Source organism: Acinetobacter sp. BIGb0102 (assembly GCF_003815055.1).
GTDB lineage: Bacteria > Pseudomonadota > Gammaproteobacteria > Pseudomonadales > Moraxellaceae > Acinetobacter > Acinetobacter vivianii.
Genome location: NZ_RKQE01000004.1, coordinates 35,198 through 56,138, shown reverse-complemented (window position 1 = coordinate 56,138; position 20,941 = coordinate 35,198). Strand labels below are relative to the sequence as shown.

At 45.3% G+C, this 20,941-nt stretch carries 21 protein-coding genes; 11 read left to right on the top strand and 10 right to left on the bottom strand.

Going from position 1 to position 20,941, the window contains the following annotated elements:
- The first annotated feature begins 1 nt into the window (after position 1).
- The 5 genes from EC846_RS02175 (at position 2) to EC846_RS02155 (ending at position 6,587) form a co-directional block, all read left to right on the top strand.
- The gene (locus EC846_RS02175; protein WP_123773972.1) at positions 2–3,121 is read left to right on the top strand and encodes an efflux RND transporter permease subunit; all 3,120 of its coding nucleotides are present in this window, start codon (positions 2–4) and stop codon (positions 3,119–3,121) included.
- Positions 3,122–3,262: 141 nt separating this feature from the next.
- The gene (locus tag EC846_RS02170; protein WP_004776408.1) at positions 3,263–3,640 is read left to right on the top strand and encodes a hypothetical protein; all 378 of its coding nucleotides are present in this window, start codon (positions 3,263–3,265) and stop codon (positions 3,638–3,640) included.
- Between the two features lie 146 nt (positions 3,641–3,786).
- On the top strand, positions 3,787–4,902 hold the full coding sequence (gene dnaJ, locus EC846_RS02165) for a molecular chaperone DnaJ (protein WP_005260301.1): 1,116 nt from the start codon (positions 3,787–3,789) through the stop codon (positions 4,900–4,902).
- 116 nt (positions 4,903–5,018) lie between these two features.
- A complete protein-coding gene (dapB, locus tag EC846_RS02160; protein ID WP_123773970.1) occupies positions 5,019–5,840 on the top strand; it encodes a 4-hydroxy-tetrahydrodipicolinate reductase in 822 nt (273 codons plus the stop codon).
- A gap of 96 nt (positions 5,841–5,936) precedes the next feature.
- The gene (locus EC846_RS02155; RefSeq protein WP_005260300.1) at positions 5,937–6,587 is read left to right on the top strand and encodes an START domain-containing protein; all 651 of its coding nucleotides are present in this window, start codon (positions 5,937–5,939) and stop codon (positions 6,585–6,587) included.
- A gap of 38 nt (positions 6,588–6,625) precedes the next feature.
- On the opposite strand, the gene EC846_RS02150 is transcribed toward EC846_RS02155, so the two are convergent.
- A complete protein-coding gene (locus EC846_RS02150) occupies positions 6,626–7,813 on the bottom strand; it encodes an MFS transporter (protein ID WP_123773968.1) in 1,188 nt (395 codons plus the stop codon).
- Position 7,814: 1 nt separating this feature from the next.
- On the bottom strand, positions 7,815–8,621 hold the full coding sequence (gene dkgB / locus EC846_RS02145; protein ID WP_123773966.1) for a 2,5-didehydrogluconate reductase DkgB: 807 nt from the start codon (positions 8,619–8,621) through the stop codon (positions 7,815–7,817).
- 136 nt (positions 8,622–8,757) lie between these two features.
- Between dkgB and EC846_RS02140 the strand changes: the two genes are divergently transcribed.
- Positions 8,758–9,660, top strand: coding sequence for a LysR substrate-binding domain-containing protein (locus EC846_RS02140; RefSeq protein ID WP_004776401.1), 903 nt, complete (start codon positions 8,758–8,760; stop codon positions 9,658–9,660).
- On the opposite strand, the gene EC846_RS02135 is transcribed toward EC846_RS02140, so the two are convergent.
- Positions 9,608–10,018, bottom strand: a complete 411-nt coding sequence (locus EC846_RS02135) for a hypothetical protein (RefSeq protein WP_123773964.1) — start codon at positions 10,016–10,018, stop codon at positions 9,608–9,610. The two genes, EC846_RS02140 and EC846_RS02135, sit on opposite strands and share 53 nt — an antisense overlap.
- A 90-nt stretch (positions 10,019–10,108) precedes the next feature.
- Between EC846_RS02135 and EC846_RS02130 the strand changes: the two genes are divergently transcribed.
- Positions 10,109–11,524 (top strand): PLP-dependent aminotransferase family protein, encoded by a 1,416-nt coding sequence (locus EC846_RS02130; protein WP_069577580.1) that lies wholly within the window; start codon positions 10,109–10,111, stop codon positions 11,522–11,524.
- Here the strand turns inward: EC846_RS02130 and ahr are convergent.
- From ahr to EC846_RS02095, 7 genes are all read right to left on the bottom strand, one after another.
- Positions 11,521–12,546, bottom strand: coding sequence for an NADPH-dependent aldehyde reductase Ahr (gene ahr / locus EC846_RS02125; RefSeq protein WP_005260296.1), 1,026 nt, complete (start codon positions 12,544–12,546; stop codon positions 11,521–11,523). The two genes, EC846_RS02130 and ahr, sit on opposite strands and share 4 nt — an antisense overlap.
- A 39-nt stretch (positions 12,547–12,585) precedes the next feature.
- Positions 12,586–13,140, bottom strand: a complete 555-nt coding sequence (locus EC846_RS02120) for a DNA-3-methyladenine glycosylase I (protein ID WP_123773963.1) — start codon at positions 13,138–13,140, stop codon at positions 12,586–12,588.
- Between the two features lie 35 nt (positions 13,141–13,175).
- A complete protein-coding gene (locus EC846_RS02115; protein WP_004776396.1) occupies positions 13,176–13,421 on the bottom strand; it encodes a hypothetical protein in 246 nt (81 codons plus the stop codon).
- Positions 13,422–13,430: 9 nt separating this feature from the next.
- Positions 13,431–13,967 carry a M23 family metallopeptidase gene (locus EC846_RS02110; RefSeq protein ID WP_123773961.1) on the bottom strand — a complete coding sequence of 179 codons (537 nt, stop codon included), beginning with the start codon at positions 13,965–13,967 and terminating at the stop codon, positions 13,431–13,433.
- 39 nt (positions 13,968–14,006) lie between these two features.
- Positions 14,007–15,044: an A/G-specific adenine glycosylase gene (gene mutY, locus EC846_RS02105; RefSeq protein ID WP_123773959.1), complete on the bottom strand. Its 1,038-nt coding sequence runs from the start codon at positions 15,042–15,044 to the stop codon at positions 14,007–14,009.
- 227 nt (positions 15,045–15,271) lie between these two features.
- A complete protein-coding gene (locus EC846_RS02100) occupies positions 15,272–16,009 on the bottom strand; it encodes a dienelactone hydrolase family protein (protein ID WP_123773957.1) in 738 nt (245 codons plus the stop codon).
- Between the two features lie 162 nt (positions 16,010–16,171).
- Positions 16,172–16,330 carry a DUF1328 domain-containing protein gene (locus tag EC846_RS02095; RefSeq protein WP_004776391.1) on the bottom strand — a complete coding sequence of 53 codons (159 nt, stop codon included), beginning with the start codon at positions 16,328–16,330 and terminating at the stop codon, positions 16,172–16,174.
- A 185-nt stretch (positions 16,331–16,515) separates the two neighbouring features.
- Here EC846_RS02095 and EC846_RS02090 point away from each other — a divergent pair, with 185 nt between their 5' ends.
- The 4 genes from EC846_RS02090 to EC846_RS02075 all read left to right on the top strand — a co-directional run bounded on the left by EC846_RS02090 (position 16,516) and on the right by EC846_RS02075 (position 20,810).
- Complete coding sequence (locus EC846_RS02090) at positions 16,516–16,968, top strand: YcgN family cysteine cluster protein (protein ID WP_123773955.1); 453 nt, start codon at positions 16,516–16,518, stop codon at positions 16,966–16,968.
- A gap of 110 nt (positions 16,969–17,078) precedes the next feature.
- Positions 17,079–18,242, top strand: coding sequence for a PQQ-dependent sugar dehydrogenase (locus tag EC846_RS02085; protein WP_123773954.1), 1,164 nt, complete (start codon positions 17,079–17,081; stop codon positions 18,240–18,242).
- Between the two features lie 25 nt (positions 18,243–18,267).
- Entirely contained in the window at positions 18,268–19,455 is a 1,188-nt protein-coding gene (gene ampC / locus EC846_RS02080; protein ID WP_123773952.1) for a class C beta-lactamase, read from the top strand.
- Between the two features lie 83 nt (positions 19,456–19,538).
- Positions 19,539–20,810: a replication-associated recombination protein A gene (locus EC846_RS02075; protein ID WP_123774000.1), complete on the top strand. Its 1,272-nt coding sequence runs from the start codon at positions 19,539–19,541 to the stop codon at positions 20,808–20,810.
- Positions 20,811–20,941 lie beyond the last annotated feature (131 nt).

The window sequence follows — 20,941 nt, the reverse complement described above, 5'->3', positions numbered from 1 at the left end:
CATGAAATTTAACCTCTCAGAATGGGCACTCAAAAATAAGGGCATTATCCTTTATTTTATGCTGCTGCTCGGCATCGTTGGGATAATGTCCTATTCCAAACTTTCGCAAAGTGAAGATCCGCCATTTACCTTTAAAGTGATGGTGGTACAGACCTATTGGCCGGGGGCAACCGCAAAAGAAGTCTCAACGCTGGTGACGGATCGAATTGAAAAGGAGTTGATGACCACAGGGCAGTATGACCGCATCATGGCCTATTCACGTCCAGGTGAGTCCTTGGTGACTTTTGTGGCTAAAGACAGTTTACCGTCCAGTGCCATTCCAGACGTCTGGTATAACGTGCGCAAAAAGGTCAATGATATCCGAACCCAATTGCCAAGCGGTGTACAAGGGCCTTTCTTTAATGATGAATTTGGAGATACTTTCGGCAACATCTATGTACTGACGGGCAAAGACTTTGACTATGCGGTAATGAAAGAATATGCCGACCGTTTGCAACTGCAATTGCAACGGGTCAAAGATGTCAGCAAGGTTAATCTGGTGGGACTACAAGACCAGAAAATCTGGATTGAATTGTCCAATACCAAGGCAGTGCAATTAGGTGTGCCTGTCACCGCGATACAGGAAGCTATTCAGAAGCAAAACGATATGGCGGGTGCGGGTTTCTTTGAAACAGGGACTGACCGTATTCAAATTCGGGTCAGTGGACATTTACATAGTGTCGATGACCTGAAAAAAATGCCGTTACTGGTCGGTGACAGAACCATTCAACTGGGTGATGTTGCCGAGGTCTATCGCGGTTTTAGCGAACCTGCACAGCCACGCATGCGTTTTATGGGTGAGAACGGGATTGGGATTGCGGTCTCGATGCGTAAAGGTGGTGACATCATTGCGCTAGGTAAAAATCTCGAAACCGAATTTAACCGTCTGCAAAAAAGCTTACCTTTGGGCATGAAACTGCAAAAAGTGTCAGATCAACCTGTGGCGGTACAACGCAGTATTCAGGAGTTTTTAAAAGTTCTCGCGGAAGCGGTGATTATCGTTTTATTGGTGAGCTTTTTCTCGCTGGGTTTCCGTACTGGCTTGGTGGTGGCACTTTCTATTCCACTGGTTTTAGCCATGACCTTTGCAGGCATGAACCTGTTCGATGTGGGACTTCATAAGATTTCACTGGGCGCATTGATTCTGGCGCTCGGGTTGCTGGTCGATGATGCGATTATCGCGGTTGAAATGATGGCGATTAAGATGGAGCAGGGCTACAGTCGACTCAAAGCAGCAGGTTTTGCATGGCAAACCACAGCCTTCCCGATGCTGACAGGTACCCTGATTACGGCAGCAGGTTTTTTGCCGATCGCAACTGCCCAATCTGGAACAGGGGAATATACCCGTTCTATTTTTCAGGTGGTGACCATTGCCTTAATCGTGTCATGGATTGCCGCAGTATTATTTGTCCCTTATCTGGGGGAAAAATTACTGCCTGATTTTACCAAACAGAAGCAGCAAGCCGCCTGGTATGTTCGATTATGGGCAAGATTGCGTAAGCAACCTGCGCCTATCGTGGAAGCGCATGGGCAACACCATGATCCTTACCAATCCAAGTTTTATCAGTCTTTCCGCCGTGTGGTCGAAATCTGTATCACCTATCGTAAAACCGTCATTGCCGTCACAGTCGGGATTTTTGTGTTGTCGGTGGCGATGTTTAAGCTGGTGCCGCAACAGTTCTTCCCGCCATCGAATCGTGCTGAAATTCTGGTGGATTTAAAACTGGAAGAAGGTGCATCTTTGACTGCGACGGAACAAGCCGTGCATAAGGTGGAACAATTCCTGTCGAAACAAAAAGGCATTGATAACTATGTGGCTTATGTCGGGACGGGTTCACCACGTTTCTACCTGCCTTTGGATCAGCAATTGCCACAAGCCAGCTTTGCCCAGTTTGTCGTGTTGGCATCATCTTTGGATGATCGGGATGAAATCCGTCGCTCTTTGGACAAGCAGATTAAGCAGCTATTACCTCAAGTGCGCACTCGGGTGTCATTACTGGAAAATGGCCCACCTGTGGGTTATCCATTGCAATATCGTGTTTCGGGTGAAGATCTCGGCACAGTACGTCAATGGGCACAGAAAGTGGCGAAAGTCCTGAGTGAAGATCCGAACACCACCAATGTACATCTGGATTGGGGCGAACCAAGCAAAATCATTGCAATTGAAATTGATCAGGATCGTGCCCGTCAGATGGGCGTTTCCAGTGTTGATCTGGCGAACTTCCTGAATGCCTCAGTCACTGGGTCGGTGATGAATCAATATCGTGAAAAACGTGAATTGATCGAAATCCGCTTACGTGGCGATAAGTCGGAACGGGTTGAAGTGGCTTCTTTAGCGAGTTTGGCGGTACCGACCAGCAAAGGCACCACAGTGCCGTTAGCGCAAATTGCAAAAATTGAATCCCGTTTTGAAGAGGGTTTAATCTGGCATCGTAATCGCCTGCCAACCATTACCGTTCGTGCGGATATCCGTACACACTTGCAACCTGCGACTGTGGTGCAACAGTTGGCAGAGCAGATGCAGACCTTACGTGCAGACCTGCCAAGTGGTTATTTACTAGAAGTGGGTGGCACCGTTGAGGAGTCCGCGAAGGGACAAAATTCGGTCAATGCAGGCATGCCATTGTTCCTGGCTGTGGTGATGACTTTATTAATGATCCAGCTGCGTAGCATGTCGCGGGCAACCATTGTGTTGCTGACAGCACCATTGGGCTTGATCGGGGTGGTGGCATTCCTACTGCTATTTAATAAACCTTTCGGTTTCGTGGCAATGCTCGGTACGATCGCACTGTCAGGCATGATTATGCGTAACTCGCTCATTTTGATTGATCAGATCGAGCAGGATATACAGGCGGGACATGTTCCGTGGGATGCAGTCATTGATGCAACCATGCGCCGTTTCCGCCCAATTGTCCTGACCGCACTGGCTGCAGTACTGGCGATGATCCCGTTATCACGCAGTATTTTCTTTGGTCCAATGGCCGTTGCGATTATGGGAGGATTGATTGTTGCGACCTTATTAACCCTGTTTTTCCTGCCTGCACTTTATACAGCATGGTTTAAGGTCAAAAAAACAACATAACTATCGTAATTATTTTGTGAATAAAGGTGCGAAATATTGAAAATTTCAATATAGTAGCACCTATATTTTAAGACCAAAAAATAATTGAATTTCATTGCATGACAAATTTTGCACAATGCTGTGAATGAGGTGATATAGAGCATGGGGCAAGACAATATTGAGCAGCATCGCCGCTATGTGGCGATTTCTTACGTGTTCATGTTTCTTGCATTATTTACAATCGTGTTTGCAGCGTTTGCGTACCTGTTAGCACGAAAAGTTGCGATTGTGGATAATGCTGAAGTATGGATACATGCGCATGCATTGTGGATTATGCGTAATGTGCTGTTATTTATCTTGATGGCCTTTTTTGCTGCCCTATGGTTTATTCCATTGTTCTTTTTTGCATGGGATAGCGCACTCTGGGTAACTGCAATGACCGTTGCAGGTGTGGTATTCAGTTCGATTGCCTGGTTATTTTTATTGAATGCATGGCTAAAAGGCATTGCTAAATACTTTAAAAATAAAGCAGTTTTTTAATTTTACTGCTTTTTTATTGAATTAGACCTTGTAAATTTATCGTACAGCCCCTATTAAGGCTCTGTTGACTTTAGAAATAAAAAAAGTCAGCAGAGCCTATTTGTTTTTTTAGATTTGAATAAATTCCGTGAGGAGCATCGCCAACCATGGCTAAACGTGATTATTATGAGGTTTTAGGCGTTTCGAAAACCGCAAGTGATGATGAGATCAAGAAAGCCTATCGTAAGTTGGCGATGAAGTATCATCCAGACCGTAACCCTGACAACGCAGAAGCTGAAGAAAAGTTCAAAGAAGCGGCAGAAGCTTATGAAGTGCTTTCTGACGAAGAAAAGCGCAGCATGTATGACCGTGCTGGGCATAGTGCCTTTGAAGGTGGCTTCGGTGGTGCAGGTGGCGGCTTCGGTGGCTTTAGTGCAGAAGATATCTTTAGCCAGTTCGGCGATATTTTCGGTGGTGCGTTCGGTGGCGGTGGCCGTCAGCAACAACGTCAGCGCCGTGGTTCAGACCTTCGTTATGTGATGGAATTGACGCTCGAAGAAGCCGTCAAAGGTGTGAAAAAGACCATTACGTTTACTGCGCCAGCGCCATGTGAAACCTGTGATGGTAAAGGTTCTCAAAATCCGAATGATGTCGAAACCTGCCGTACCTGTCATGGTGCAGGCCAAGTGCGTATGCAACAAGGTTTCTTCTCGGTTCAGCAAACCTGTAGCACCTGTCGTGGTCAAGGTAAAATCATCAAGAACCCATGTAAGAGCTGTCATGGTTCAGGCGTTGCTGACCGTCAGCAAACACTTGAAGTTACCATTCCTGCTGGTGTGGACAATGGCGACCGCGTACGCTTGACGGGTAAAGGTGAAGCGATCCGTGATGGTCAGGCTGGTGATTTATACGTTGAAGTCGTGGTACGTGAACACGAAATCTTCCAACGTGATGGTGCTGACCTATATATGGACGTGCCTGTTAGCATTGCAGATGCTGCATTAGGTAAAGAAATTGAAATCCCGACCCTGGAAGGGCGCGTGAGTTTGAAAATTCCTGAAGGCACACAAACAGGTAAACTTTTCCGCTTACGTGGTAAGGGTGTTCGCCCTGTACGTAGCAGCATGGTCGGTGATTTACTCTGCCGTATTGTGGTCGAAACGCCTGTCAATTTAAACAGTCGCCAACGTGAATTGTTGAAAGAGCTACAAGCTTCTTTTGATGGGGATGGTCATGCTTCATCTCCAAAGAAAAAATCATTCTTTGATCGCCTGTTTGACTAATTGGCCTTCATAAAAAAAACCTGCTTCGGCAGGTTTTTTTTATGGGAAATTTTTAGCGCGAGCACAGAGTTTTGCTATAGTAGCTGAATTGTTTAAATAAAAGACTGGGAAAAATTATGTCAACTTCTCCACGCATTGGGATCTTGGGTGCAGGCGGACGCATGGGACGCATTTTGATTCAAGCGGTACAACAGGCAGGCTACCAGCTTGCAGCCGCAGTTGAACGTCCAGAAAGCAGTTTGGTGGGTGCAGATGCAGGGGAACTTGCAGGTATTGGCAACATCGGCGTCAAGATCGTGGGAAGTTTGAGTGAAGTACTGAAGGATTGTGATGTAGTGATTGACTTCACTGCACCTGTTGCCACTGAACAGCATTTGAAGCTTTGCCGTGAAGCGGGTGTGGCAATGGTGATTGGTACCACGGGGATGTCAGATGAACAAAAGGCATACCTTGAAGAAACAGCAACGCATACACCCGTCGTGTACGCTGCCAATTATTCAGTAGGGGTCAATGTTTCGATTAAATTATTGGAACTCGCTGCAAAAGTATTTGGCGATACTGTAGATATCGAAATCATTGAAGCACACCATCGTCATAAAGTCGATGCACCATCAGGTACTGCATTCATGATGGGTGAGGCGATTGCAGATACCTTAGGTCGTAACCTGAAAGAAGTTGCGGTGTATGGACGTGAAGGTTATACCGGCCCGCGTGACCGTCAAACCATTGGCTTTGAGACTATTCGTGGTGGCGATATCGTTGGTGAACATACCGTGATGTTTATTGGTGAAGGTGAACGTGTTGAAGTCACCCATAAAGCGACCAACCGTATGAACTTCGCTTCAGGTGCAGTGCGTGCAGCAGCATGGGTGGTTGGCCGTGAAGCACGTAAATACGATATGAAAGATGTTTTAGGCTTTAACGAGATTGAAGTATAAAACGTTCCTTTTTTGTACTATAAAAGAGCTTGTTGAGCTTTCTTTCCAGTAGAAGTGAAGCAGGCTCTTGCCATCATTAAAACAATTGAGCATGACATGAATAAAAAACATATCGTCCTTGCTACACTACTCAGTATCAGCAGTTTTGCGGTGACTGCTGCATCAGATACTGCCAAATTGAGTTTGCATCGTAATAATATTAAGGTCTGGACCTACCAGACAGAAAATAATCCAATTATTCAATATAAAGCCGAAACGATTTATGATGTGCCGCTGGAACGTGCCGTTGCAGTAGTCCTCGATGTCGAGCGTACGCCACAATGGGTGCCGTATGTGGGGAAGGCGCAAATGCTATCTCGCGATGACAAGAAAGGCGAGTTTACCTTGTATATGGTGCTGGATTTTCCATTTCCTTTAAAAGACCGCGATGTGGTGATTAAAGGCAAAATGACCAAAAATGCGGATGGCAGCATTAGCATTAAAAACAATGCCATTCAGAACAATTATCCTGAGCAACCTGATGTGGTGCGTTTAAGCAAATATGCGGGTGACTGGACTTTCCAGAAATTACCGAATAATCGGGTAAAAGTGACCACCAGCGGATATGCCGATCCAGCGGGTTCGATTCCATTGAGCTTTGTGAATATGTTTGTGCAACAGCAACCGTATCAGATGCTCATGAAAATGAAAAAAGAAGTACTCAACCCGATCTATGCGCAACCAAAGTTGCCAGATTTATTGAAATAATAAAAAAGCCTGATTGAATTCAGGCTTTTTTATTACCATCAGGCTTGTGGGCATTGTTGTAGCTGAGTGGCTGGTTTGGCTGCTAGTTTCATTTGAATGAAAACCAGAATTAAACCAATGCCTGCCAGTGCAGCGCCGATCATTGAGACCGCAGTGTAATTCAGACCAAGACTTAATACTGCGCCACCCGCTGCGGCTCCAATCGCATTGCCCAAGTTAAAGGCACCAATATTCACGGAAGAAGCAAGGCCCGAGGCTTCATGTGCCACTGACATCACACGCATTTGTAATGGCGGTACGATAGCAAAGGCGGCTGCACCCCAGATCACCAAACCCAGTGCTGCACCTACTTGGGTTTGAGCAAGGATTGGGAAAATCAGCATCAATCCGATCAATAAACCTAAGAAACCAATCAAAGTCTTGTTGATAGACAGGTCTGCAAACTTGCCACCGAAATGGTTACCGATTGAGAAACCAATCCCGATCAAGACCAGCATCATGGTGATAAAGGTCGGTGAGGCATGGGTAAACTCAACCAGACTTGGCGCGATATAGGTATAGAGCGTAAACATCGCTGATGCTCCAAACACCGTAGTCAGCAACGCCAATACCACAGGTAAACGGGTCAGAACTTTCAGCTCCATTTTTACATTTGGTTTTTGTCCAACTGATCCTACAGGCAGCGCTTTCCAGAGGGAGAGCATCGTAATCACACCAAGTGCTGAAATCGCAAGGAAAGACATGCGCCAGCCGATGTTTTGTCCGACCCAAGTTGCAAGCGGGACACCACCAATATTGGCAATGGTCAGGCCCATGAACATGGTGGCTACAGCACTGGCCTGTTTATTGGCAGGAACCACGCTGGCAGCGACCACAGAGCCAATTCCGAAGAAAGCGCCGTGGTTCAGGCTGGTAATCAGTCGAGCGCCCATTAAGCTCATATAGTTCGGTGCAAATGCTGCGATCAGATTACCGACAGTAAAAATTGCCATCAGCAAAATCAATGCATTACGACGTGCAAAACCACCAAACCATAAGGTCATGATCGGTGCACCCAGCATTACGCCCAATGCATAACCCATAATCAGCATACCCGCACTGGGGATCGATACCCCTAGATCATTGGCGATATTGGGCAATAGCCCCATGGGTGAGAACTCGGTGGTGCCGATGGCAAAGGCGCCAATCGCCAAAGCCAGCAAGGGCAGGTTAATGCGGCTGCTCATGTTATTTGTCCCATTCAGGCGCAAATGGTTCTGGACTCACTTCTCGACCATTACGTTCCAGTTGGGCAATCAACTGCATTTCCTCTGCAGTTAAAGTTAAGTCTTGTGCTTTTAGGTTGCTGATTAGGTTTTCACGTTTGGTCGATGACGGAATCACAGCAAAGCCATTTTGTAGTGCCCAAGCCAATGCCACTTGTGCGCTGGTCGCTTGATGTTGTGCTGCGATCTCAAGTAGGGTGGGATCATTTAAGACCTTGCCATAAGCCAAAGTCATGTAAGAGGTCACATCAATATTTTGCTCACGCAGGAAGTTGACCAAGGTGCGGTTCTGTAAATATGGACTGAGTTCAATCTGGTTGGTGGCAATGTGTTCTACACCAATACTGTCAATCGCTTGTTGGGTCAAGGCAATATTAAAATTCGAGATTCCAATTTGCTGAGTCAGACCTTGCTGTTTGGCTTCTAGAAGCAGTTGCATTACGGTTGGAATGGAGACACCCAGTTGTGGAGCAGGCCAGTGAATTAAAGTCAGGTCTACTGCATCGGTACGCAACTTTTGCAAGCTGTCTTTTAGGCTTGGAATAAACTTATCTTCCGTAAAATTGTCGACCCAGATTTTTGTGGTGAGGAAAATATCCTGACGTGCGATACCACTTTCAGCAATAGCCTGACCCACAGCCGCTTCATTTTCATAAACCTGTGCGGTATCGATGGCACGATAGCCGACGTCTAACGCTGTTTTAACCGAGTCAATCACGGCTTGATCTTTGAGACGGAAAGTACCTAAACCAAATTGAGGGATACGCATATTTTTCACCTGATTTTTTTCATGCTCTAAGGAGCGATTTTGTTGATGGCTGTCATTTTGCGATGATTATTGTTGCTAAAAAATAGATGAATTTGCAAAATACAGTTGACTAAATATCAATAATAGAGAGGCGGTGATGAAATCAACCGTAGAAGAACTTCTTGCCTTTATGACCATTGTCGATACTGGTTCTTTTATCGCTGCTGCTGAACGTCTGGGACAAACTGCATCGGGACTGAGCCGTTCACTGAGCCGTCTGGAATCCAAGCTTGAGGTGACGCTGTTAGAACGCACCACCCGCAAATTAAAATTGACGCAAGAAGGGCAGCAATTTCTTAATCATGCCCGCAAAATCCTAAGCGATCTCAATGCGGCAGAAGAAGCCCTGCAAAAATCCGATCAGGACACTTCAGGACTCATTCGGATTGACTCTGCGACGCCTTTTATTTTGCATGTGATTACGCCGCTGGTCCATAAATTCCGACGCTGCTATCCCAATATTGAAATTGAGTTGAACAGTAATGATCTGGTGATTGATTTACTGGAACATAAAACCGATGTCGCCTTCCGCTTTGGGGAACTGCATGATTCCAGTCTGCATGCCAAACTGGTGTGTAAGAGCCGTATTTATATCGTTGCCAGTCCCGATTATTTAAGCCGTAAAGGCATTCCTCAAAAGCCGAAAGATTTACTTGAACATGATGTCGTTGGCTTTACCCGACCAGCCTATATCAATAAATGGCCCCTGAAAATTGAAGGGGAATATTTTCAGGCGCAACCTAAAATCAAGGCATCAAGTGGAGAAACTGTTCGTCAACTTTGCCTGCGGGGGCAAGGTATTGCTCGTCTGTCAGAGTTTGAGATCTGGAAAGACTTGAATGAAGGGCATTTGGTCGCATTGTTTGAAGACCAGATCGAACATTCTTATCAACGCATCCATGCGGTGTATTATCAGCAAGAGCATTTGCCGAAACGTGTCCGTTTATTTATTGAATTTTTGACTGAGCAATTAAGTCAGGGCTTTTCGGTTTGCCAATAGCATCATTTTGCAGCTGTACATTCAGGACGGGTACTAACGCACCAGTGGCCTGAATGACCGACACCACAATATGCTGTTGTTGTAAGCGGCATTCCAGTTCCATGGTCGGTAAATACTGGCTTGGCAGCATTACACCATTTTCATTTGGCTTTTTATACGTCATTTTGATGATACGGGTCTGCTCTGGGGCATCGCGCTTTTCCATTCTCCATAACTCATAGGTGGTTTGATTTTGCATACGTAAGTAACCTTCTGAGAGAGACTTACAAACCTGTTGTTGTGGATAGCTGGCCTGAGCCGAGAAGTCGCAGCCCGTAAATAGAAGTGTACTGAGTATAAATAAGATTTTATTTTTCATGATGTTATCCTTTGGCTGTTGATTTTTATAGCTTAACGGTGTTGTATAAACCAATACAGATACAGAAATTTATAAAAAAGCAGTACAGAGATGACTTTCCAATATCAACGTTTAGCAGAACAACTGGCGCATAAGATTTATCAGCATGAATTACAACCTCAGCAGAAGTTAAGTTCCTTAAGGGAATTTGCTCGTCAGCAAAGTATTAGCCTGAGTACAGCACAGCAATGCTATGAATTACTGGAAGCCAAAGGGCTGATTTATGTCAAAGCCAAATCGGGTTATTTCGTCAGTTCAAGGCAATATCAAAGTCCTGTCCCAGATAGCCCACGTTTTGAATCGATGATTCGGCAAGTTTCAAATTTAGACCTGCAAAATCAGATTCAAACCGCTTCGATCCAGAACCATTTAACGCCTTTGGGCGCGATTCAATTGTCTCCACATTTGATTCCTGTGGATGGCTTACGCCGCTCCTTGCAACGTGCGCTGAAACACTGTCAGCCAGAAGATTTTCTATATTGCAATAAACAGGGACATCAACAGTTGCGGCAGGCCTTGTCGGATCATTGGCGCGAAGATGGTATCTATGTTGCGACGGACGATATTTTTATCAGCAATGGATGTATGCCTGCGTTGTCACTGTTGATTCAGCAGATCACCAAACAAGGCGATAGCATTCTGATTCCAACGCCCACCTTTAATGGTCAGTTGCAAATGTTGGCCAGCCTGAAACGCAAGATTATCGAAATTCCAGCCGACCATCGTGGCATTGATCTGGAGCGTTTGGAATTCTTTATGAAACAGGGCAGTGCCAAGCTGTGTTTGATGACTGCCAATTTTCAAAATCCTTTGGGCTATTGCCTGACGAATGAAGAAAAGCAGCACATCGCCAAGCTGGCTCAGCAGTATGAATGTTTTATTCTGGAAGATGATATTTATGGAGAATGCAGTTTCCAGAAGGAGCGACCTTTGCCGATACGCTATTGGGATCAGGAGGGCTATGTAATCTGGTGTGGATCGGTGTCTAAATCTTTATCGGCCGCTTATCGTGTTGGCTGGTTCTGTTTAGGACAGCAATTACAATATTTAAGACCGAAATTATTGGCGAATAATGTGGGGGTGAATACGCCTTTACAGTTGGGGCTGGCTGATTTTATTTATAGTCGTGGTTATCGGGAGCATCTCGATCATTTAAGACCTCAGCTTATGCAGCAGGTGGAGCAGTATCGAGCGTTTATCTTAGAGGTGTTTCAGGGGATTCCAATTGCCTTGAGTCAGTCACAGGGCGGTTATGCCTTATGGCTGCAACTTCCAGCGAGTATTACAGGTTTGGAGCTTTATTATCTGGCGCAAGAGCAGGGCATTAATATCGTGCCGGGGGAAGTTTTTGGAGAAGACCGACGCTATCAGCATTTTTTACGCTTAAATGCGGGACATGCCTTAACTGTAGAAATCCGCCAAGCCATACAGCAATTGGCGGACTGGACGCGAAAAAGTTTGAATTAATCGAAGTCTGCTTTTAGAACGATACGATAGCGCGCTTGGCCTGAATGCAGTCGTTCAATTGCCTCATTGAGTTGAGACATTGGGTATAGCTCAATCTGTGGGGCAATATTTTTACGCGCTGCGAACTGTAAAAGTTGGCGCAGTGCCAAAGGGGAACCTGTTGGAGAGGAGGTGACTGATTTAGCTCCATTCATGAGCGTTCCAACCGATACTGGAATTGGTTCTAAAGTCACGCCTAAGAAATGGAGACTGCCATTCGCTGCAAGCGTGCTGAGGTAGGCTTGCCAATTCAGCGTCACATTCACCGTACTGAGCAACAAATCAAATTTGCCGCGTTGTGCCTTGATGGCTTGTGCATCACGACTATTCACCACATGATCTGCACCCATGGCTTTCAATTCATCGGTCTTGTCTGGGCTAGAGCTAAATGCGGTCACTTCGCAACCCCATGCCTTGAGCAATTTAATCGCCATATGGCCGAGACCACCAATTCCAATCACCCCGACATGATGGGTAGCCTGAATTTTATGTTTCAGCAAAGGATCAAATACAGTAATACCGCCACAGAGTAGGGGGCCAGCACTTTCTGGATTTAACGCTTCTGGAAGCGGAATGACCCATTGCCAGCCTGCACGGACCTTATCGGCAAAACCACCTGCATGCCCGACAATGGTTGAAATCTTTTCACCCGTACAGAGCACCTGATTACCGCCAATACATGGATCACAGGCCTGACAGGTTTCAGCCGTCCAGCCGATACCAACACGTTGACCGATCTGAAGTCCTTTCGCTTCTGAACCGAGCGCAACGATGGTACCAATAATTTCATGTCCAGCGACCGCAGGGTAGACGGATGAATGCCAGTCATTATTAATGACCGACAGATCGGAATGGCATAGGCCACAATATTCGACTTTGACTTCAACCTGATGCGCCTGTAACTCGCCCGCATCAAATTGATAAGGAACTAACTGTTCACCAGCCTGCATTGCTGCATAAGCACGAATCTGGTTATTGCTCATTCAAGGAACTCCTGTAGAAGGAAAAGCGATGATTTTTGATTATTTAAAATGGCAATGATTTTCGTGGTCATTGACCATGCCAACGGCTTGCATAAACGCATAACAGGTGGTTGGGCCTACAAACTTAAAACCACGCTTTTTGAGTGTTTTAGATAATTTCTGGCTTATTTCTGTTTGGGCAGGGGCTTCGCGATAATTCACTACATCATTATTTTCGGTTTGATGATCCACAAAACTCCATAGCCAAGCAGGTACATCTGTGACTTCATCTTTGAGTTTGAGCCAAGCCAGCGCATTGTCTCGAATTGCTTTCAGTTTGCCAATGTGACGAATTAAACCTGCATCACTGAGCTTGAGTTCCAGTTGGTCATCTGTCAGTACAGCAATTTTTGTGATGGGATGGTCGAAGAAATGAGTGCGATAGTGTTCACGTTTTTTCAGAACCGTGATCCAAGAAAGTCCTGCTTGCTGACCTTCAAGACAGAGCATTTCAAATAAATGTGCTTCATCATGTTGTGGCTTGCCCCATTCCTGATCATGGTAGGCCATATAGAGCGGATCATCGGAGCACCAGCCACAGCGTTGAGTTGACATATTTGATGCTCCTTATTGTTATGTGTACATGATGACTAAATTTTGAATGCCACCCATTCATTTGGGCGAGTATCCCAATAATACAGTTCTGCGTTGTTTAAATCAGCAAATTTAAGCCAAAAGTCTTTCCCCGATTTATCGGCAAAACCCGTACTGATGAGCAAGGCATCTTCAGTAATTTCCATGATCCAGCCTTGATAGCTGGTGCCATTCAGGATGATTTTTTGCTGGTTGCCCGACTCTGCAAATACAACCAGCCGTTCAATCAATGCTTCAGACATTGTAGATTCCTAACGTAAATATGGGTATGGATTGACTGCACCACGCCCTTTGCCATTTAAATAAATTCCGTAATGTAAATGTGGAGAGGTATAACGCGCATTGCCCGTATTGCCCACATAACCGATCAGGTCGCCTTTGCGAACATAGTCCCCGACATTGAGACCACGCTTATGTCCGTTAAGATGGGCGTAATAATGCCACGAACCTGCTGGACCAATGATCCAGATCACCTTTCCACCTAAATTATTATTACGTAAATCAGCAACTAAGCCCTCGGTCGCACTATACACTTTCGTACCGCGCTCTGCCATGATATCAATGCCTTCATGGCTACGTCCCTGACTGCGGGCAGCGCCCCAAGTATCTCGTAATTCATTGCGGCTGACGCCTTTCACTGGAACTGGCAAGCGATTATCTAGGCGCATGCTTTTCAGCTTATTGACCTGTGCATTTGGCAAAGGTGCTGGTTTTTTCGGCGCTGTGGCACAAGCTGAAAGTAAAATAATGAACACACCAAGCAGCGTATAAGAAATTGGATGACGCACAAAAACTCCTTATATTTTGATCTACAGCAATAGGGAAGCTTAAGCTTTTTGCTTTGCTGTAATCAGTTTTTTCATAGCCGTGGGAATACCTTTGGCAATTGCTGTTTCTGGACTCAGCCATACGCCATTGAGTTCAATACTGAGCTGTTCTTTTTGATCATGTTCCACGTGGAACAGCTGTTCATTCAGTAGCCAGGTGAAGTGAGTGAAGCTATGGCTAATCTGCAAAGATGATACTTGAGCTTGCAGTTTAAAGTGCTGCTCAATCTGTTGTAATTCGGTTGCTTGTTCAATGATGGGAAGGCAATACAATCCGCCCCACAGACCGTGGGCTTCACGTTGTTGCCACAGCCATTCATCACCAGACCGGATCAGTAACACATTGGCTGTTTTGACTGGAACGGGTTTCTTGGCTTTTTTAAATGGAAGTTGCTGTTCCAGACCTTGCTGGTAGGCCTGACAATGCTGTTGCATTGGACAATATAAACACAGTGGTTTTTTCGGGGTACACACGGTCGCGCCTAAATCCATAATTGCTTGTGTGTAATCATGGTTGCGTTCATGCGGACAAAGCTCTTCTGCGATTTGCCAGAGCGCCCGTTCGTGCTGTGGTTTGGATAGGTCATCTTCGATGGCAAGAAAACGGGCCAAAACGCGTTTTACGTTGCCGTCCATAATCACGCCGTATTGGCGTAAGCCCAATGACATCAATGCTCCCGCAGTTGAACGACCAATGCCTGGGAGTTCTATCCACTCTTCTAGTGTTTCTGGGAATTTACCTTTTTGACTGACCATCCCCGCAGCTTTATGCAGGTTACGGGCGCGGGCGTAGTAGCCAAGTCCTGCCCAATAGGGAGCGACATCATCCCAACTGGCTTGTCCCAGACTTTCCACGGTTGGAAAGCGCTCGATAAAACGATCGAAATATTGCAGTACAGTTTTGACTTGGGTCTGTTGCAGCATGATTTCTGAGACCCATACCTTGTAAGGATCATCGGCGATTTGCCAAGGTAAGTCGTGGCGACCGTGTTGGTCGTACCAGCGAAGTAGTGCATCAGAAAATGAGAAATCAGACATGAATCAGGTCAATAAAAAGCAGGGCAGTAGTATAGCGGAAATAGGTCTTTCTGAGCTGTTAAAATTCTGTTGAAACATAAACAGTGTATAGATAGCAAAGTATTTCAAACTTTTATTAAATTTCAGTCGTTATTTGTTTTTGGGGCGGCATGAATGCCGCCTTTGCACTAACCTAAATATCATAATGATGTTGACGGGGATTTACATTTTGAAAAATCATTTACCGATTACTTCAAATGTTTATCTAATAGCTCATACATCGCTTCAAGCCCTTGGCGCTCTGCTTCTGCGTTATAGCCTAAGTCAACATTGTTGGCTTTGGCACGTTCATCAGCAAGCGGGTTACTAAAACCATGCTTGGCATCTTCAAAAATAATCACGTCGTGGTCGACTTCAGCATCATGCATTTCCTGACGGAAGCTCGCAACATCATCCAAAGTCACCATGCTATCTAGCTCGCCATGCAGAACTAAAATCTCAGCCTTTATCTTGCCTTTTTCAGCCGGTGATTTGGGACTTAAAACCGCATGGAATGTTGCAACAGCTTCGATCTGTGCACCTGAGCGCGCCAAATCCAGTACTACTTTTCCGCCATAACAGAAACCAATTGCCGCCAGTTTTTCAGTATTGACTTCTGGTTGGGCAGCCAAGGTTGAGAGACCTGCCTGAGCACGATCAACAATGGTCTCTGGCTGTTCAAAGGTCTGATTCATCCATGTTGAAGCTTGAGGTACAGCCGTTGTAACTTTCTTATCACCATACATATCAATTGCTAGTGCGGCAAAACCGTGCTCTGCCAACTCACGCGCGCGTTGTTCGGTATATTCATTACGACCCCACCATTCAGGTGCAACAATCACTCCAGCAACAGGTTGATCAGTGACGGGCGTTGCAAAATAACCAATCAGGCGTTGGCCATCTGGAGCGGTGTATTCAATTTCACGAGTATTGACTGTAAAGCTCATTCTATAATCCTGATCTGTATTTTTAGAATGCATTGATTAAAGCATAAAAAAAGAAAATTGAAGATATCGTCAAACAACAAATGCTGCCGTCTTACTCTTGCACAGGCATAAAAAAAGAAGAATACGGAGATTCTTCTTTTTTTATTGAGTTGGGTTAAATCCTTAGACTTTACCTCTGGATATGAAACCAACGATAGCTAAGATCACGGCGACAACCAGTAAGATCACAGCGAAATCTTTGGATAAACCCGCAACCCCACCAAAACCTAATAAACTGGCAATGAGTGCGATTACAGCAAAAATAATGGCCCAACGGAACATGTCGTGTCCTCCTAATTTTTCGTTATGAATCTAATATAGCGTGGGTTTTTTGAACAAAATGTGGTGTTTCTGTGGTTCAAATGTTTAATACTTAAAGAAATGTTAAGCTAGAAATGAGATTGAAAAGCAAGACATAGTGCAGCAATGCTATAATCAAACACTCGTTTGAAATAGAAACAACTGGTATGTCCCTCGAACTGCGTCCTGACTTCTGGAAACAATATTCGCTCGATCAGCTCAATGAGGCTGAATGGGAAGCATTGTGTGATGGCTGCGGTTTGTGTTGCCTAGTAAAACTGGAAGATGAGGAGACTGGCGAAGTTGCCTATACCAAAGTGTCGTGCAAATTGCTGGACTGTAAAACAGCGCGTTGTTCAGATTATCCTAACCGTCAGCAGCAAGTACCAGATTGCATCCAGCTCACATTAGAGCAGCTCACAACAATCTCATGGTTACCGCCGAGCTGTGCCTATCGTCGTTTGAGTGAAGGCAAGAACTTACCCTCATGGCATTATTTAAATACTGGTTCACGTCAGAGCGTGATTCGAGCCAAGAAATCTGCCGCAGGACGTTGTATCTCTGAAAGCGAGATTGATGAAGAGCAGATCGAAGACTATATCGTGCGTTGGGTCCGCTAACTGAAAATTTCACCAAATGTTTAAAACATGCTTTGCATAAAACAACATTTTTACAGTATTTTGATTTGCGTATCTCCGTAAGATGAGTCTTATAAAGAGGGAGATAAGCAATGAAGAAATTATTGATAACACCTTTGGTTTGTAGCAGTTTTTTATTTTTGTTGGCCTGTGGTCCGAACAATACCAATTCTAAAACCCCTGATCAAAATGCTGAGCAGCAAAACTCAACCAATACGGCTAAGCAGACCTATCGTACCGAGACGGTGGCTTCATTTGATGAGCCTTGGGCGGTGACAAGTCTGCCTGATCAGCGTTTGTTGATTACAGAACGCAAAGGACAATTAAAATTATTTGATACTCAAACCAAGACTAGCCTGAATGTTTCAGGTGTTCCTTCAGTAAGTTATGGTGGACAGGGCGGACTTGGCGATGTGGTTTTACATCCCGATTTTCAGCATAACCATTGGCTCTATTTGAGTTATGCCAGCAAAGGACAAGGTGGATACGGCGCGGTGATTTCACGTGCCAAGCTGGATTTATCCAACCCAGAGCAACCCAAATTGACCGATTTAAAAACCATCTGGCAGCAAGTGCCGAAGGTCTCTGGTCAGGGACATTACGGACATCGGATGCTGTTTGGTTCAGATGGAAAGTTATGGGTGAGTTCAGGAGAGCGCCAGAAGTTTGATCCAGCTCAGGATTTAAAAAGTAATCTCGGCAAAGTGTTGCGTTTGAATGATGATGGCACCCCTGTGGATGGCAATCCATTTCAGCAGCAAGGTGGTGTCACAGCTGAAATCTGGTCACTGGGTCATCGTAATCCACTCGGTATGGCATTTGATGAGAAAGGGCAGCTCTGGGTGGTCGAAATGGGACCTAAAGGTGGTGATGAGCTGAATCTGATCCTGAAAGGTGCCAACTACGGTTATCCGAAAGTCTCCAATGGTGATCATTATTCAGGTTTACCGATCCCAGATCACAGCACCCGTCCCGAGTTTAAAGCGCCTGAAATCGACTGGACCCCTGTAATTTCGCCTTCCAGCATGATCATTTATTCAGGTCAGCAGTTCCCTTTATGGCAACATAAAGCGCTCATCGGTGGCTTATCTTCCAAAGCCATTGTGGTGGTGGATTTAAAATCGCAACCTGTGAAAGAGATTCAGCGACTGGATATGAAACAGCGGATTCGTGGTTTACATCAGGCTCAAGATGGTTCGATCTGGGTCATTGAGGATGGTCCGCAAGCCAAATTACTCAAACTAACTGCTTCTTAATTATTAACTTAAAGTGAAATCATCCATGCCAAATTCAAAACGGTTCTCTATAGCTGCGAAACAATTATGTGTACTTGCAGGACTTCTGTCTTGCAGTGTACCGCTTTGGGCACAACAGCTCAGCGAGCAGCAAGTAAAAGCTATTGTTGACCAGCAATTTAAACCGCTTTTACAACAATACAAAATCCCGGGAATGGCGGTGGGGATCACTTTAAATGGACAGCATTATTTTGTGAATTATGGGATGGCTTCAAAACAGAGCCAACAGCCGATTCGCAACAATACCTTATTTGAACTTGGCTCGGTGAGTAAGACCTTTAATGCAACTTTAGCAGGCTATGCACAGGCACAAGGACGAATCTCCTTGTCTGACCATCCTGCCAAATATTTCCCTGAACTTAAAAACAGTGCGGTGAATCGTGCCACCCTATTGAATCTGGGTACCTACACCGCCGGCGGTTTTCCGTTGCAGTTCCCTGATGAGGTGGTTCAGCAACAGGATATGGTCAAGTATTTTCAGGCATGGCAGCCGAAGACAACCATCGGCGCTGCGCGTCAATATTCCAATCCAAGTATTGGCTTGATGGGCTATGTCACTGCATTGGCAATGAAAAAGCCTTATACCGAATTGTTAGAAAAAACACTTTTTCCTCAGTTAGGTCTCAAACAAAGTTTTATTCAAGTCCCTGAGCAGCAGATGCCAAACTATGCATGGGGCTATAAAGCGGATCAGGCCATGCGGGTATCGCCTGGGATGTTTGATGCTGAAGCCTATGGCGTGAAAAGTAGCAGCGCGGACATGCTGAAATTTCTGGATGCGCAAATCAATCCGCAACAGTTGAAACAACCACTACGTAAAGGCATTGAAAATACGCATGTGGGTTATTTTAAAGTAGGCGCAATGACACAGGGTTTAGGTTGGGAGCAATATGCTTATCCAACGAAATTGGAAACGCTATTACAGGGCAACTCCAGCAAAATGGCTTTAGAAAGCCATGCGGTGACGCCAATCGCGCAGCCAAAAATTGCTCCAGCAGCGACCTTCTTTAATAAAACCGGCGCGACCAATGGCTTTGGTGCTTATGCTGCTTTTATCCCGCAACAAAAGATTGGGATCGTGATGTTGGCCAATACCAATTTCCCCAATGAAGAACGGATTAAGGCCAGCTACAACGTGATACAGCAACTGATTCAGCAAAACAGTGCGCGATAGAATGACGCAGTGAGTGCAGATTCAAATTGTAGATTTGTGTCAGACACAATAGACTAGGATAAAACAGCATAAAGCCATTGATGATGTCAGATACGCATATTCCTTTACCTGAACGTTTACGTCCTCGTGATTTGTCAGAAATTATCGGGCAAGATCATTTACTGGGCGAAAACGCACCCTTACGTCAAATGATTGATCAGGGGCATTTGCCTTCGATTATCTTCTGGGGACCGCCAGGGGTAGGAAAAACCACGATCGCATTATTACTGGCCCAAGCGGTTGATCGCCCTTTTGTGAGCTTGTCAGCACTGAATACGGGCGTGAAAGAGCTTCGGGAAGTAATTGCTGAAAGCGGTGATCTGTTGACGCCTGTGGTGTTTATTGACGAAATTCATCGCTTCAACAAGTCGCAGCAAGATGCCTTACTCAATGCCGTTGAGAAAGGCAAAATCACCTTGATCGGTGCGACCACAGAGAATCCGTCCTTTGAGGTGAACAGTGCGTTGCTGTCTCGCTGTCAGGTGTATACCTTGAACAGTCTGGATGCAGATGCCATTCAAACCTTGCTGAATAAAGCGATTCAAACGGATAAGTTTTTAAAAGAACGTTTTATTCATATCGAAGAATATGATGCATTGATTCAATTTGCGGCAGGTGATGCACGTAAGGCACTGAATCTGATTGATCTGATCGCCAGTACCTTTGAGCCTGATGTTGAGAATATGGTCACCAATGCCATTGTCGTTAAAGTCGCGCAGCAAAATATTGCGCGTTACGACAAATCGGGTGAGCAGCATTACGATCTGGTTTCTGCATTTATCAAATCCATTCGTGGTAGTGATCCAGATGCAACATTGTACTGGATGGCACGTATGCTGAAAGGTGGTGAAGATCCAGTCTTTATCGCACGTCGTATGTTGATTGCTGCATCGGAAGATATTGGTAACTCTAACCCAAATGCCTTATTGCTGGCGGGGGAATGTTTCCGCTCAGTGCAGGCGGTGGGCATGCCTGAAGCACGGATTATTTTGGGTCAATGCGCGGTGTATTTAGCGACCAGTCCGAAAAGTAACAGTACTTATCTGGCGATTAACCGTGCCTTGGAACTGGCAGAAAAAACCGCGAACTTGCCTGTTCCTTTACATCTACGCAATGCACCCACCAAGTTGATGAAACAGCAAGGTTATGGTGTCGATTATCTCTACCCGCATAATTATCCTGAACATTTTGTATTACAGGAATATTTACCACCTGAATTGCGCGGCACCAAGCTCTATGAGCGCGCTCTGAATAAACGTGAAGTTGAAGGGGAGCGTTTACAACAGCGTCGTTGGCAGCAAGATCAGCAACAATAAATCACATTTGCTTCTATAGCGCTGGATATTCACGGCTTTGAATATCCAGCACTCAATTACATCTATTTCATTTATTCATAAAAACAGATACATATCTCACATTCTTTTTGGCTTATCGTGGTTTTAAAGAG

Coding starts and splice junctions, on each gene's coding strand:
- EC846_RS02090 (WP_123773955.1), top strand. CDS start 16,516: ATGTCCCTCGAACTGCGTCCTGACTTCTGGAAACAATATTCGCTCGAT.
- ampC (WP_123773952.1), top strand. CDS start 18,268: ATGCCAAATTCAAAACGGTTCTCTATAGCTGCGAAACAATTATGTGTA.
- EC846_RS02095 (WP_004776391.1), bottom strand. CDS start 16,330: ATGTTCCGTTGGGCCATTATTTTTGCTGTAATCGCACTCATTGCCAGT.
- dapB (WP_123773970.1), top strand. CDS start 5,019: ATGTCAACTTCTCCACGCATTGGGATCTTGGGTGCAGGCGGACGCATG.
- EC846_RS02140 (WP_004776401.1), top strand. CDS start 8,758: ATGAAATCAACCGTAGAAGAACTTCTTGCCTTTATGACCATTGTCGAT.
- ahr (WP_005260296.1), bottom strand. CDS start 12,546: ATGAGCAATAACCAGATTCGTGCTTATGCAGCAATGCAGGCTGGTGAA.
- mutY (WP_123773959.1), bottom strand. CDS start 15,044: ATGTCTGATTTCTCATTTTCTGATGCACTACTTCGCTGGTACGACCAA.
- EC846_RS02075 (WP_123774000.1), top strand. CDS start 19,539: ATGTCAGATACGCATATTCCTTTACCTGAACGTTTACGTCCTCGTGAT.
- EC846_RS02115 (WP_004776396.1), bottom strand. CDS start 13,421: ATGTCTGAAGCATTGATTGAACGGCTGGTTGTATTTGCAGAGTCGGGC.
- EC846_RS02130 (WP_069577580.1), top strand. CDS start 10,109: ATGACTTTCCAATATCAACGTTTAGCAGAACAACTGGCGCATAAGATT.
- dkgB (WP_123773966.1), bottom strand. CDS start 8,621: ATGCGTATCCCTCAATTTGGTTTAGGTACTTTCCGTCTCAAAGATCAA.
- EC846_RS02120 (WP_123773963.1), bottom strand. CDS start 13,140: ATGTCAACTCAACGCTGTGGCTGGTGCTCCGATGATCCGCTCTATATG.
- EC846_RS02175 (WP_123773972.1), top strand. CDS start 2: ATGAAATTTAACCTCTCAGAATGGGCACTCAAAAATAAGGGCATTATC.
- EC846_RS02155 (WP_005260300.1), top strand. CDS start 5,937: ATGAATAAAAAACATATCGTCCTTGCTACACTACTCAGTATCAGCAGT.
- EC846_RS02100 (WP_123773957.1), bottom strand. CDS start 16,009: ATGAGCTTTACAGTCAATACTCGTGAAATTGAATACACCGCTCCAGAT.
- EC846_RS02150 (WP_123773968.1), bottom strand. CDS start 7,813: ATGAGCAGCCGCATTAACCTGCCCTTGCTGGCTTTGGCGATTGGCGCC.
- dnaJ (WP_005260301.1), top strand. CDS start 3,787: ATGGCTAAACGTGATTATTATGAGGTTTTAGGCGTTTCGAAAACCGCA.
- EC846_RS02085 (WP_123773954.1), top strand. CDS start 17,079: ATGAAGAAATTATTGATAACACCTTTGGTTTGTAGCAGTTTTTTATTT.
- EC846_RS02170 (WP_004776408.1), top strand. CDS start 3,263: ATGGGGCAAGACAATATTGAGCAGCATCGCCGCTATGTGGCGATTTCT.
- EC846_RS02135 (WP_123773964.1), bottom strand. CDS start 10,018: ATGAAAAATAAAATCTTATTTATACTCAGTACACTTCTATTTACGGGC.